General features: G+C 65.2%; 19 protein-coding genes. All 19 read left to right on the forward strand.

Features of this window, described 5'->3' with window-relative positions; all coding sequences use genetic code 11:
• Window positions 1–50 precede the first annotated feature (50 nt).
• The 19 genes from LF41_RS05190 to LF41_RS05270 all read left to right on the forward strand — a co-directional run bounded on the left by LF41_RS05190 (window position 51) and on the right by LF41_RS05270 (window position 12,627).
• Window positions 51–1,160, forward strand: a complete 1,110-nt coding sequence (locus LF41_RS05190; protein ID WP_036166841.1) for a right-handed parallel beta-helix repeat-containing protein — start codon at window positions 51–53, stop codon at window positions 1,158–1,160.
• A gap of 120 nt (window positions 1,161–1,280) precedes the next feature.
• A complete protein-coding gene (locus LF41_RS05195; protein WP_152599897.1) occupies window positions 1,281–1,766 on the forward strand; it encodes a hypothetical protein in 486 nt (161 codons plus the stop codon).
• Window positions 1,766–2,152: a hypothetical protein gene (locus LF41_RS05200; protein ID WP_036166846.1), complete on the forward strand. Its 387-nt coding sequence runs from the start codon at window positions 1,766–1,768 to the stop codon at window positions 2,150–2,152. The genes LF41_RS05195 and LF41_RS05200 overlap by 1 nt, the downstream gene beginning before the upstream one ends.
• Window positions 2,127–3,401 carry a terminase large subunit domain-containing protein gene (locus LF41_RS05205; RefSeq protein WP_036166849.1) on the forward strand — a complete coding sequence of 425 codons (1,275 nt, stop codon included), beginning with the start codon at window positions 2,127–2,129 and terminating at the stop codon, window positions 3,399–3,401. Before LF41_RS05200 ends, LF41_RS05205 begins: the two co-directional genes overlap by 26 nt.
• A 3-nt stretch (window positions 3,402–3,404) precedes the next feature.
• Window positions 3,405–4,817 carry a DUF4055 domain-containing protein gene (locus LF41_RS05210; RefSeq protein ID WP_036166852.1) on the forward strand — a complete coding sequence of 471 codons (1,413 nt, stop codon included), beginning with the start codon at window positions 3,405–3,407 and terminating at the stop codon, window positions 4,815–4,817.
• 71 nt (window positions 4,818–4,888) lie between these two features.
• A complete protein-coding gene (locus LF41_RS05215; protein ID WP_152599898.1) occupies window positions 4,889–6,082 on the forward strand; it encodes an SGNH/GDSL hydrolase family protein in 1,194 nt (397 codons plus the stop codon).
• On the forward strand, window positions 6,082–7,164 hold the full coding sequence (locus tag LF41_RS05220; RefSeq protein WP_036166857.1) for a phage minor head protein: 1,083 nt from the start codon (window positions 6,082–6,084) through the stop codon (window positions 7,162–7,164). The genes LF41_RS05215 and LF41_RS05220 overlap by 1 nt, the downstream gene beginning before the upstream one ends.
• 33 nt (window positions 7,165–7,197) lie before the next feature.
• Window positions 7,198–7,431: a hypothetical protein gene (locus LF41_RS05225; RefSeq protein WP_152599899.1), complete on the forward strand. Its 234-nt coding sequence runs from the start codon at window positions 7,198–7,200 to the stop codon at window positions 7,429–7,431.
• Window positions 7,428–7,571 (forward strand): hypothetical protein, encoded by a 144-nt coding sequence (locus LF41_RS16935; RefSeq protein ID WP_161786928.1) that lies wholly within the window; start codon window positions 7,428–7,430, stop codon window positions 7,569–7,571. Before LF41_RS05225 ends, LF41_RS16935 begins: the two co-directional genes overlap by 4 nt.
• On the forward strand, window positions 7,571–7,762 hold the full coding sequence (locus LF41_RS05230) for a hypothetical protein (protein ID WP_152599900.1): 192 nt from the start codon (window positions 7,571–7,573) through the stop codon (window positions 7,760–7,762). The genes LF41_RS16935 and LF41_RS05230 overlap by 1 nt, the downstream gene beginning before the upstream one ends.
• Window positions 7,759–7,989 (forward strand): hypothetical protein, encoded by a 231-nt coding sequence (locus LF41_RS05235; RefSeq protein ID WP_036166866.1) that lies wholly within the window; start codon window positions 7,759–7,761, stop codon window positions 7,987–7,989. The genes LF41_RS05230 and LF41_RS05235 overlap by 4 nt, the downstream gene beginning before the upstream one ends.
• Before the next feature lie 93 nt (window positions 7,990–8,082).
• The gene (locus LF41_RS05240; RefSeq protein WP_052116154.1) at window positions 8,083–8,703 is read left to right on the forward strand and encodes a hypothetical protein; all 621 of its coding nucleotides are present in this window, start codon (window positions 8,083–8,085) and stop codon (window positions 8,701–8,703) included.
• A gap of 3 nt (window positions 8,704–8,706) precedes the next feature.
• A complete protein-coding gene (locus LF41_RS05245) occupies window positions 8,707–9,681 on the forward strand; it encodes a major capsid protein (protein ID WP_036166868.1) in 975 nt (324 codons plus the stop codon).
• 40 nt (window positions 9,682–9,721) lie between these two features.
• Complete coding sequence (locus tag LF41_RS16060; RefSeq protein WP_052116155.1) at window positions 9,722–10,282, forward strand: class I SAM-dependent methyltransferase; 561 nt, start codon at window positions 9,722–9,724, stop codon at window positions 10,280–10,282.
• Entirely contained in the window at window positions 10,275–10,943 is a 669-nt protein-coding gene (locus LF41_RS05250) for a hypothetical protein (RefSeq protein WP_036166871.1), read from the forward strand. Before LF41_RS16060 ends, LF41_RS05250 begins: the two co-directional genes overlap by 8 nt.
• Window positions 10,943–11,431 carry a DnaT-like ssDNA-binding protein gene (locus LF41_RS05255; RefSeq protein WP_052116156.1) on the forward strand — a complete coding sequence of 163 codons (489 nt, stop codon included), beginning with the start codon at window positions 10,943–10,945 and terminating at the stop codon, window positions 11,429–11,431. The genes LF41_RS05250 and LF41_RS05255 overlap by 1 nt, the downstream gene beginning before the upstream one ends.
• Window positions 11,428–11,781, forward strand: coding sequence for a hypothetical protein (locus LF41_RS16065; protein ID WP_052116157.1), 354 nt, complete (start codon window positions 11,428–11,430; stop codon window positions 11,779–11,781). Before LF41_RS05255 ends, LF41_RS16065 begins: the two co-directional genes overlap by 4 nt.
• Window positions 11,774–12,217: a hypothetical protein gene (locus LF41_RS05265; RefSeq protein WP_036166873.1), complete on the forward strand. Its 444-nt coding sequence runs from the start codon at window positions 11,774–11,776 to the stop codon at window positions 12,215–12,217. Before LF41_RS16065 ends, LF41_RS05265 begins: the two co-directional genes overlap by 8 nt.
• A complete protein-coding gene (locus LF41_RS05270) occupies window positions 12,214–12,627 on the forward strand; it encodes a phage tail terminator-like protein (RefSeq protein ID WP_036166875.1) in 414 nt (137 codons plus the stop codon). Before LF41_RS05265 ends, LF41_RS05270 begins: the two co-directional genes overlap by 4 nt.
• The last annotated feature ends 8 nt before the right edge of the window (window positions 12,628–12,635 follow it).

A 12,635-nucleotide genomic window follows, 5' to 3' on the forward strand; every position in this document is an offset into this window, starting at 1 on the left:
AGGACGCCCCAACAGAGGGCAACAGCTTGAGCATTGACGCCAAGGCGGCCATGAAGGTCGTCGAAGATGGTTTGCAAGTCGTGTCCACGGCATTTGCCGAGAAGGACGCCAGCCTCAACGCGATGTCCCTGCAAGTGGATGGCCTGAGCGCGGCGAACGTGGCATTGCAGGCGCAGCTGGACACCGCCAACGCGACGATTGCGGACCTCAAGGCGAAGTTGGAGCCGAAACCGCCTGCGCCGAAGACCGTGAAGGACTATGGCGTTGTCGGTGATGGCATCAAGGACGACACCGCCGCAATGCAGGCTGCGCTCGATGCCGGCGTGCGGGACGTGCCTGCGGGCAAGTACCTGATCGACCCGGCCAAGAGCCTGCTGGTCCGCGATGGCGTGCAGGTGAAGGCTGATCCGAACGCAATCCTGCTGTGCAAGGCCAACGCCCTGCCGCGCTACTACATCGTGCGCTTGGTGGGGGCGAAGTCTGCATGGACGGGCGGGCAGATCATGGGCGACCGTGACCGCCATACGTACACCGCTGGCAGCACCCACGAGTGGGGCTACGGCGCGATGCTGTCGGGCGATGGCGCAAGCCTGACCGACTGCGTGATCGACGGTTGCACGGGCGATGGCATTGGCGTGAGTGGCGATAACGTCACGCTGCGCAATGTCGTGTCCAAGCGCAACCGTCGCCAGGGGTTGAGCGTGTTCGCCTGCAAGGGCTTCCGCGCCTACAACTGCCAATTCAACGACACGAAGGGAACCGCGCCGCAAGCGGGCGTGGACTTCGAGCCGGATAACGGTGCGGTGCTGGATGCGGTGATGGAGAACTGCATCGCCAAGAACAACAGCACGGCGGGCTTCATGGCATGGGTGCGCGCTGAAGTGGCGGGCAACGTGGAAGTCACGCTGAAGAACTGCAACACCGAAGGCAACGCCAACGGGATCCAAGGCAAGGGGCTGAACGGCAAGGCGCTGATGCGCGTGGAGGGCGGTAATCACGTCAACCGCAGCGCAGGGGTTCGGTCCGAGGATGGATGCACGGTGACGCTGGTCGCGTCCACGTTCTCCTTTGCAGGCAAGCCCGTGTCCTTCGCCCAACAGTGGGCCGTGCAGAAGGTCGGCACGGGGCAGGTGGTGCAGACGGGGGTTGTGTACAAGTGAGCCGCAAGACCGAAGGCGGCAAGGGCGACAGGATCGCAGGATTCAACCAGTCCGCCTTCGAGGCGGGCTATGCGGCAATCAAGTGGAACACAAGGCCAGAGGCCACTGAGGAGGTGGCTTGTGGCCGCCAAGATCGAAATCGAATCGTCAGAGACGACCGACTTGCAGGGGTTCTTGAGTCACCTGGCGGGGAGTCATCCGGCCAAGAGTGAGAGCGAATACGAACACTGGCTGCTGGATAACAGCGCCGCGTTCCTATCGTGCCTTGGGTACACCGCATCACATATCCGTCGCAACGCTCCGCTGCGCGGCACATCGACTCGGCCTGATTGGGTCATCGAAGGTGACGACTTCGTTGCCATCTTCGAGATGAAGCACAAGCGCGCTGGCCTGCCTTATCCGGGATGCACCTATCAGACTTCGGGCCTCGGCCAGTTGCTGATGTACGGCGCGGCCGCAAGGGCGCTAGGTAAGCGCGTCCGCCTGTACCTCGTGGACAGCCATATCCACACCGAAACGGTGGATACGGTGCTGGCCTATGGGTTGCCGGTGACGCTGGTTGAGGCCAGCGAGGAAAAGATCGCCGTTCTGTACGGGCCGCAGTGATGGCCCGCCCGAGGACGACGCTCGCCAAGCTGCCTGACGACTGGCAAGAGATCTGTAAGCGTGTGGGTTCTGAGGGCGGATCGGCCGTCGAGCTGCGTGCCGAATTAGGCATTGGCCGGTCGGCGTGGGACACCCTCCAGACCGACTCGCCAGAGTTTCAGGCAGCCGTAAAAAGCGCCGAGGACGCCAGCAACGTCTGGTGGGAACAGTTGGGCCGCAAGCTGGCCGCCAATGGTGGTGGCAATTCGGCCGTGTGGATCTTCAACATGAAGAACCGCTTCAACTGGCGCGACAAGCAAGATGATGCAGGCGAGGATGGCGATGCGCCGTCCCCGGTCAAGATCGAAGTGACGGTGAAAGATGGGCGTAAGCCCGACGCTGACTAAGCCGCAGGCGCGGTTCCTCGCGCTGCCGCACAAGTTCGGCGCATTCGTGGGTGGGTTCGGCTCCGGCAAGACGTGGACGCTGTGCGCGGGCCAGGCGAAGCACTACTGGGAGCATCCCAAGGCGCATCGCGGCTACTTCGCGCCGACCTATCCGCAGATCCGCGACATCTTCTTCCCTACGGTGGAGGAGGTGGCCCACGACTGGGGCCTGCGCGTGCGCATCGCGGAAGTGAACAAAGAGGTGCATTGGTACAGCGGTCGCCAGTACCGAGGCACGACGATCTGCCGCAGCATGGAGAAGCCCGATTCCATCGTGGGCTTCAAGATCGCCGAGGCGGACGTGGACGAGGTGGACACGCTCCCCGCGCTCAAGGCGCAGCAGGCGTGGCGCAAGATCATTGCGCGACTGCGACTGAAGTACGAGGGCAAGAACGGCGCGCGGGTGGCGACGACGCCTGAGGGCTTCAAGTTCACCTATGACCAGTGGGTCAAGCAGGTGCGCGACAAGCCCGCGCTGGCCCCGCTGTACGGGCTGGTGCAGGCCTCGACCTATGAGAACGAACGCTTCCTGCCCGATGGCTACATCGACTCGCTGCTGGCGTCCTATCCGCCGCAGCTGATCGAGGCCTATCTACAGGGACACTTCGTCAACCTCACCGCTGGCACGGTCTACCACGCCTTCGACCGCAAGCAGAACGCTTGCTCGGATGTGATGGTGGATGGCGAGCCGGTGTTCGTCGGCATGGACTTCAACGTCGGCAAGATGGCCGCCGTGATCCACGTGAAGCGCGACGGACAACCGCGCGCCGTGGGCGAGGTGGTGAATGCCTACGACACGCCCGACATGATCCGCATCCTGAAGGAGCGGCTGGGCGAGCGGCAGATTCGGGTGTACCCCGACGCCTCGGGCGGTTCGCGCAAGTCGGTGAACGCGAGCGTGACCGACATCAAGCTCCTGAAGGAAGGCGGGTTCCAGGTCTCCGCACCTGACGCCAATCCTCCAGTGAAGGACCGCATCAACAGCATGAACGGCATGTTTTGCAATGCGCAGAACGAACGCCGTTACCGGGTGAACGTGGACCTGTGCCCGACCTATGCCGACTGCCTGGAGCAGCAGGTGTGGGCCGAGAACGGCGAGCCCGACAAGGCCAGCGGCAACGACCACCCCAACGACGCGGCCGGGTACTTCATCCACCGCGACTTCCCGATCATCAAGCGCATCGCGCGCGTCGAACCTCTGCGAGTCTGACCGATGCCCTTGGCTGTCAACGAACAAAGCGAGGAGATCAACCTCCTTGCGTGCGAGTGGCCGGTGCTGGAGGCCTTGCAGGCTGGCACGCCCGCCATGCGCAACGCCCGCATGACCTACCTGCCGCAATGGCCCAACGAGGAAGCGGCGAGCTATACCGCACGTCTCGCCACGGCTACGCTGTTTCCCGCCTACCGCCGCACGGTCAACGTGATGGCGTCCAAACCCTTCGCCAAGGCGCTGGTGCTGTCCGACGACACGCCCGAGAGCATCGTGACGTGGGCCGAGGACATCGACTTGCAGGGCGTCTCGCTGCACGCCTTCGCCGCCGAGATGTTCAACGAGACCGTGGGCTATGGCCTGGCGGGCATCCTCGTGGAGTATCCGGCCGAAGTATCGTCCGCAGGGCTGACGGTCGCGCAGCTGGAGGCCTCGGGTCGGCGTCCGTACTTCGTGCGCGTGATGCACGACCAGATCCTTGGCTACAAGACCGAGAGCGTGGCCGGGCGCGTGCGCCTGACGCAGCTGCGACTGGCTGAGTCCACGACCGAGGACGACGGCGAGTACGGCACCAAGACGATCCCCTGCGTGCGCGTGTTGCGGCCGGGCTCGTGGGAGGTGTGGAAGCAGACGACCGACAAGAATTGGGTGCTGGAGGCTTCCGGCACCACCTCGCTGGCCGAGATTCCGTTCGTGCCGCTGTACGGTGTGCGCGATGGCTTCATGGTCGGCAAGCCTGCGCTGCTCGACTTGGCATATCTGAACGTCAAGCATTGGCAGTCGCAGAGCGATCAGGACACGATCCTGCATGTGGCCCGTGTCCCGATCCTCGCCATGATCGGCGCGGAGGACGAGACGCAGCTGACGGTGGGCGCGATGGCGGCGGTGAAGCTGCCCGACAAGGCCGACCTGAAGTTCGTCGAGCATTCGGGCGCGTCCATCGAGGCGGGCAAGCAATCACTGCTCCAGCTCGAAGAACAGATGGTGCAGACCGGCGCGGAACTGCTCGTGCAGAAGCCCGGTGCGCGGACGGCCACCGAAGACGCCAATGATGCCGAGGGCAACAAGTCCGACCTCCAACGCATGGCCGAGAACTTCGAGGATGCGCTCGACCAGGCGCTGTCCTTCATGGCGCAGTTCGCCAGCCTGCCCTCGGGCGGCTCGGTGTACCTGTTCAACGACTACGGCGCGGCGACGCTCTCGGATGCCTCGGCGGTGCTGCTGAAGGATCTCCAGATGGCGGGCCTGCTGTCGAAGGAGACCACGCTCAAGGAATTGCAGCGTCGCGGCTTCCTGTCGCCCGACCTGAGCATCGACGAGGAACTGGAGAAGGCCGAGGCCGATGGTCCGCCGCTCGGCGCGCAGCTGGACATGCTGGCGATTGGGGCGAAGCAAGACGCCAAGGACGACGAATAATGGGCTTCGGGACGGGGTGGTGGCGTAAGAGCGGGACGCCGGGTTTCGGTGGCGCGTTGCCACTGTCCTCCTTGTCCGCTGCGAAGTACGCCATCCAGCAAGGCGCGGCCGACGTGAACATCCTCGTCATCGGGGACAGCACCGGCAACGATACGACCGAATGGGTCTACCTGTTCGCGCAATGGCTCGAAGCGGAATATCCAAGCCACGCCGTGAGCTACCGGCTCTGGAACGACGGCGGCAACGTGTACGACGCGGCCGTCGCCATCGGCACCGGCACGGGCTCGCGCACCATCCGCATCTGGAATGCGAGCGTGGCGGGTGTGCGCCCGGCGTACTTCACTGGCAGCAAGTTCGCCCCGGCGATCAGTTCGCTGACCACGCCAGACCTCGTGATCTGGAGCCACGGCAAGAACAACATTTCGCAGGCCGGGTTCCCGCTGATTCGCGGTGACTTCCTGGCGGCGATGGAGATGGTTCGGCAAGCGCATCCGACTAGCGCACACGCGGTCATTTCGCAGAACCCGAACCGCGACGACGACGATTACCTGACGTGGATCGACCCGACGTTGCGCGAGATTTGCGCGGATCGCGGGGATACCACCCTGATCAATGTGTATGGGGCTTTCGCAGGCAAGGCGTCGAGCCTGTACCTCGACAACCTGCATCCGTCTGATACCGGCTCCGCATTATGGGCGTCGGTCGTGCAGGGTTATTGGCGGCAGGCCGCAGCGAGCCCGTTCACGTCGCTGGCCGCGTGGCTCAACACGCAGGCCACGAATCTGATTACCAACGGCGACTTCTCCACATGGACTGGCGCCGTTCCGACTGGCTGGACAGTCACGGGGTCGGGCACGACGACGACCAAGGACACGGGCGAGGTGGATGGCGCTTCGCCGTACTCGGCGCGCGTCAACTGTACGGCCGCCAGTTCGATCCTGCGCTTCTCGGCGGGCGCGCCGCTGCTGGCATCACTCGTCGGCAAGACCGTGACGCTTGCGGTGCGCCAGAAGATTCCGGTGGCGCAGGCCAGCACTGTAGGCCGCATCGCCGTGGCGTACACGGGTGGTGCGATGACATCCTCGGCGTCCACCTACGGGCAAGGTGCCTGGCGCTGGCTGGTCTTGTCGGGCGTGGCGATCCCTGCGGGCAGCGCGTTCCTCCGGTGCGAGTTGTACGGCGACTCCGCCGCGAGCGCGGGCAGCACGGTCTACTACGACCGCGCGATCCTGGTCGAAGGCGACATTCCGCGCGACATGCTCTGATGCCCGTCAACGACATACTGCTCGACCGCGTGATCGACCGCGAGGTGGATCTGCGCCGCTTCGAGCGCGGGGTAATCCTGCGCCTGATCGCGGTGTTGAACCGCACCGACGCGCGCCTCACCGCGCAGCTGTCGGAAGCCTTGCTGCGCTTGGATCGCGAGAGCTTCACGGTCGAACGACTGGAGGCCTTGCTCGCCTCGGTGCGTGCGACCAATGCCGAAGCCTACGCTGCGGTGTTCGCGGCGCTGGAACCCGAGCTGCGCGACCTCGCTGCGCTGGAGGCCGAGGCGCAAGCCACGCTCATGCAGCGCACGGTACCTGCGGCGGTCCAGCTGCGCGTGCCGGTCGTGGGCGTGGGGTTGGATGTGGTGTATGCCGCAGCGTTCTCCCAGCCCTTCCAAGGCCGCCTCCTGCGCGATTGGGTGCGCACGGTGGAGCAGGGCAGGCTGGTGCAGATTCGCAACGCGGTGCGCGCGGGTTATGTCGAAGGTCGCACGACCTCCGAGATCATCCGCAGCATCCGGGGCACCAAGGCGCTGAACTACGCCGACGGGCTGCTGGATCGCTCGCGGCGGGAGCTGGCGACGGTCGTGCAGACGGCCCTGTCGCATACCGCGCAGACGGCCCGCCAGGCGTTCACGGATGCCAACGCGGGGCTGGTGAAGGCGATCAAGTGGGTGTCCACGCTGGACAGCCGCACGAGCCCGATGTGTCGGGTCCGCGATGGGTTGCTGTACACCACCGAACACAAGCCAGTCGGCCACAAGGTGCCGTGGCTGGAGGGTCCGGGGCGGCTGCACTTCAACTGCCGCTCGGTGTCCGTGCCGGTGCTGAAGTCGTGGCGCGAGCTTGGTCTGGACGCCGACGAGCTGCCTGCGGGAACGCGTGCCTCTATGGACGGGCAGGTTCCGGCCGATCTGACGTATGCCCAATGGTTCGCCAAGCAATCGGCGGCCCGACAGGATGAGATCGTCGGCCCGGTGCGGGGCAAGCTGTTCCGTGAGGGTAAGGTCAGCTTTGACCGCTTTACCGATGACCGGGGGCGCTGGTTGACCCTTGATAACCTGCGGGAAAGGCTATAGTTCGTAAGGACTTGGCAATGGCGCGAGGTGGCTGTGGGCAAGGTCTTTCTGAATGACGAAGGCGCAGCTCCTGCGCTCGGCCTAAAGCGGCACGAGTCGTGGGACATTGAGAACCTTCGCTGCTGGCGCGATGCGACTGGCAGCTACTTCTACGCAGACGGAAAGTTGGTGGACATCATTCCCCACATTCCGATAAGCGACGAAGAGTTCCTGCGCCGCAAGCTTGGCCTAGACGACAACGACCCTCGCGACAGGTCAAACTCATGACCACTCAGCTCAGCGAGTTCTGGCAAATGGTGTTGTTCGCATGGGTGTTCTTCGGAATCCCTGCGGTGCCGCTGACGTTCGCGCTTGTCATGCAATGGAAGCAGCGCGGCCGACGCGGCAAGGGCCGCTCTCTGGTCTGATGCCCGACCTCAAGGCCATACGCGGCAACAAGCCCAAGGCGATGGCGCAGGCGCGCATCCTTGAGTGCCCGTGTGGCTCGCGCCGCATCCGCGAGGAGCGCGTGGGCGTGGCGGTGGACGCTGGCGGCAAGACCGTCCACCGTGGCACCCTTGTCCGCGTCTGTGGGGAATGCGGGAAGGTGCTGCAATGAAATGGGTACTGGTGGCGGTCGTGCTGGTGGGCGCGTTCCTCGCCTACGGCTCGCATCTGGCGAACACGCCGGAGGGCAAGCAACGCATTGCGGAACGTCGCGCGATTGATCGCTGCCGCGAGCAGCAGGACGACGCGTTACAGGAATTGGCGACGCGCAGGTTGATCCGCGTGGCCTGCGACAACATGGTGGCGGACTACCGCGCGAAGTGGAACCGCGAGCCGTAACGACAACGACATTCGATACACCAAGGGCCGCCCAGTGGGTGGCCCTTTTCTTTTGGGGCCGCGCCCCGCAATCCGCCTAGAGGGCAAACCAACGTGAGTGATGCAATCGACCTGTCCGCACCCGAGGTGCAGGACGCGATCCGTGCTGCCGTGGAAAAAGCAACCGAAGGCCTCGTCACCAAGAACCGGGAACTCCTGGCCGAAGTGAAGGAAGCCCGCAAGGGCCGCGAGGTGAAGCCCGAGGATGTCGAAAAGCTGGAAAGCACAATCGACACGCTGAAGGAACAACTGAGCGAGGCCACCAAGTCGGCGAAGCAGTCCACCAAGGACGCCGAAGCGGCACGCAAGGAACTGGAAAACGAACGCACGCAGACCAATCGCCTGCTCGTGGACAACGGCCTCACCGACGCGCTGGTCAAGGCGGGCGTGACCAACCCCGTCCACCAGAAGGCGGCCAAGGCGCTGCTGCGCGAAGGCGTCTCGCTGGATCCCGACAAGGCTCTGAAGGTCGGTGAGAAGGCGCTGGGCGATTACATCACCGAATGGGCGGGCGGCGACGAAGGCAAGCACTTCGTGGCGGCTCCCCAAGCACAAGGCGGCGGCTCGCAGGGCGGGCGCAGCAAACCCGAAACCAAACCAAAGGGTGACAGCGGCGGCGACAAAGACGCTCGCCTCGCACGCGCCCAAGAGCTGCTTGCGCAGCACGAGGAATAAAGAATGGCTCTGTCCAGCATGAAGGTCTTCAACAAGACCGTCCAGACGATGGCGACCGAAAAGCTCGCCCAAGATGTCGAAAAGTTCAACGCCGCATCCGCCGGCGCGATCCGCCTCACGGCCGAAGGCTTCGAGGGCGACTACCGCTACGAGAACTTCTGGGCGTCGCTGCACGCGGCCCAGCGTCGCGTGGATCGCTATGCGTCCAACGCGGCTGCCTCCAGCACGGCGCTCTCGCAGCTCCAGGCCGTGGGCGTCAAGGTGGCTGGTGGCTTCGGCCCCATCCTGTTCGAGCCGGGCCAGCTGGCGTGGGTGCAGAAGTCGCCCGCCGAAGCGGCCGAAGTGATCTCGCGCTACATGGCCGAGGCGATGCTGAAGGATCAGCTCAACACGGCGATTGCCGCGCTGGTTGCCGCCATCGAGGCGGGCACGACCAACACCGTGTACGACGCCAACACCGGCCCGATCACGTATGCCGACCTCAACTCGGCGCACGCGCTGTTCGGTGATGCGTCGCAGTCGTTGATCTGCGAAGTGATGGACGGCGTGACGTACCACAAGTTCGTCGGCCAGAACATCGCCAACGCCGCCACCCTGTTCACGTACTCCAGCGTGCGCGTGGTGGACATCCTCGGCCAGCGCGTCGTGGTCACGGACGCCCCGGCGCTCCGCGAAGCCTCGACCACGGCGAACGATGCGAAGGTGCTGTCGCTGGCGGCGGGTGCGGCCACGATCTACGACGGCTCGGACCTGATCACCAACATCCAGACGACCAACGGCAAGGAACGCATCGAGACCACGATGCAGGCCGACTACACCTTCGGTGTGGCGCTCAAGGGCTTCGCGTGGGATGTCACCAACGGCGGCAAGTCGCCGACCGACGCCGAACTGGCGACGGGCTCGAACTGGGACAAGGTGGCCTCCTCGTGGAAGCACACGGCGGGCGTCATCACCCTCGGCATCGTCACCAGCTCGTAAGGACCAAACGGAGGGCTCTTTCGGGAGCCCTCCTTCCTGCATGGACGACATCGACAGCGAACGCACGAAGTACCAGAAGGCGTGGGCCATTCCGGGCTACGCCGACTACGCCCCCGGCCTGCACGAGCTCGCAGGCGCATTGAAGTGGATGCAGCCCGAAGCCGGGGCGAGCATCACCGACTGGGGCAGCGGATCGGGCAAGGCCGCCGATGCGCTCGTGGACCGTGGCTTCAAGGTCCGCATGGTGGACATCGCGTCCAACGCCTACCGGGGCAAGCACGGCCCGGTGATCGAAGCGTGTTTGTGGGACTTGCCTGCCGACATGGAGGCCACGCAGTACGGCTACTGCACGGACGTGATGGAACACATCCCGCCCGAGCATGTGGACGCCGTGTTGCAGGGCGTCGCCCAGCGCACAGAGCGTGCGTGCTTCTTCCAGATCGCCCTGTACCACGACCGATTCGGCGCGCAAGTCGGTGCGCCGCTGCACCTGAGCGTGTTCCCACCCAAGTGGTGGGAAGCACGGCTCAACCAACATTTCGCGCGCGTGGAGTACGTCCAGGTGCGCAACAAGAACCTACTGGCCCTCGCCCATGCGTGATTTCAAAGAACTGATCCTCGCGCACAAGGGCAAGCGGATCTGCGTGATGGGCGGTGGCCCGCTCGTGATCCCGAAGGCCGACGTCTACATCAGCACCAACGCCCACGGCGTCGAGCTGCAAGCGCCCGACTACCTGCTGGCGATGGACGAGAAGAACAGCCGCGAGGGCAAGGAGATGGGCGCGTTCCTGCGCGCCAAGTCCGACGCCCCGATCATCAGCCCACACGGCTACGCGGACTTCCGCCTCGGCCACTGGCCGCAGAACCCGCGCTTCGTCCTGTCCGGGATGATCGCCACGTGGGCCGCGTTCGCGATGGGCGCAAAGGTCGTGCTGCTCGCAGGCTGCGATGGCTACGGCGGCGACCCCGGCTACGTGGACGAGGCGCGCAAGATCGCCCGCGACGTGAAGTGTCCGGTGCGTGTCGTTGGGGGTGGCCCGCTCACGCAGGTGTGGCCCGAGTACGACGCCAAGGAACGCTTCGGCAAGTACGTCCCGCACAGCGCCATCGACGGCCTGCTCGGCGTTCCAGGGCAGATCCGCATCCGCGCCCGCAAGGCGTGTTCGGTCGGCTACACCGATTTGGTCAAGGGCCAGGAAATGAGCGCCATGCGCCATGAAGTCGCCCTGTTGCTCAAGCACCGCATGGTGGAGGAAGTCTAGTGGCCCTGATTGTCGAAGATGGCTCGGGCGTCGCTGGCGCGGAGTCCTACATCAGCGTGGCGGATGCCGATACGTACTTCGCCGCGCGCGGCAATGCGGCGTGGGCGGCGCTGACCACCGACCAGAAGGAACAGGCGCTACGCAAGGGCACCGACTACATGGAGGCCCGTTACCGCTGGCGCGGTGATCGCGTGGCGGACGGACAGGCCCTCTCGTGGCCGCGCAGCTGCGTGTATGCCTTCGGGTACTCCGTGGACGCGGACATCGTTCCTGAGCGCGTACAGCGCGCCTGCGCGGAGCTGGCGGTGCGTGCCTCGGCCGACGACCTCTCGCCCGATGTAGGCGCACAGGTGAAGCAGGAGACGGTGGGACCGATCTCGGTCACCTACGCGGACGGGGCGCGGCAGACGACGGCATACAAGGCCGTGGACGCCATGCTCGCGCCCTACGTGTACGGCATGGGCTCGATTCCGGTGTCGCGCGCGTGAGCTTCGACTACAGCCGCACGTCCGCCACGGCACTGGGCCTGCTGCAACGCTTCGGCGCGGCGGCCACGCTCAAGCGCAAGACGGCGGGCAGCTACGACCCCAGCACGGGCACGAGCGCCGAGACGGTCACGTCGCTGGCAACGACCGCGTGCGTGTTCGACTACCCGCAGTCCTACGTGGACGGCACGCTGATCCTGGCGGGTGACAAGCGCGCCTACCTGTCCAGTGAGCAGGAGCCCAAGCAGGGCGACGTGCTGACGTGGAATGCCGTGGACCAGACGGTGATCGCGGTCAAGGCCGTGGCCCCTGCCGGGGTGGCGGTGATGTACGAGGCGCAGCTGCGTGGGTGAGTTCGCGCTCGATATTTCCGCCTTCGTGCAAAAGGCCGAAGGCAACGTGACGCAAGTCGTGCAGAAGGTGAGCGGACACCTGCTCGCCTCGGTCGTCCTGCGGACTCCGGTCGGCAATCCGTCCCTGTGGAAGTCCAAGCCCCCGAAGGGCTACGTGGGCGGTCGCCTGCGCGGCAACTGGAACGTCTCCATCGGGGCGGGGGACTTCGGCACGACGCCGGTCCGCGACCAGTCGGGCGGCGCGACGATTGCGCGCGGCACCAACATCCTGCACGGCTGGAAGGACGGCGACATCTACCTGATGAACTCGCTGCCCTACGTGCGCCCCATCGAATACCTCGGGCACAGCAAGCAAGCCCCGGCAGGCATGGTGCGGCTGACCGTGACCGAGTTCCAGACATTCGTGGAGCAGGCGGTGAACGAGGTGGACAAGTGAGCGCCAAGCGCATCCGCGCCATCTACGAAGGCCGCCTGAAGACGTGGGCCGATGCGCGCAGTCCTGCGCTGTCGGTGGCGTTCGAGAACGTGCCCTTCAATCCAGCGAACGGCAGCACGTACCTGCGCGCCTTCCTGCTGCCAGCCGCCACGACGAGCCCCGATCTCGCGGGCGCGCTGACCACGTATCGCGGTGTGTTCCAGGTTTCGGTGTGCGCACCGATCAACAAGGGCGCAGGGGCCGCGCTGGGAATCGCCGACGAATTGGCTGCCCTGTTCGTGGTCAACGCACGCCTGACAGCCTCGGGCTTCACCGTGCAGCAGATCACGCCCTGTTCCGTCGCGCCTGCCTTGCAGGACGACACGCACTACATCGTGCCGGTCTCCTTCGAGTACCGCGCCGACACGTAACTCCAGCT

Source organism: Lysobacter dokdonensis DS-58 (assembly GCF_000770795.1).
Taxonomy (GTDB): Bacteria; Pseudomonadota; Gammaproteobacteria; order Xanthomonadales; family Xanthomonadaceae; genus Noviluteimonas; species Noviluteimonas dokdonensis.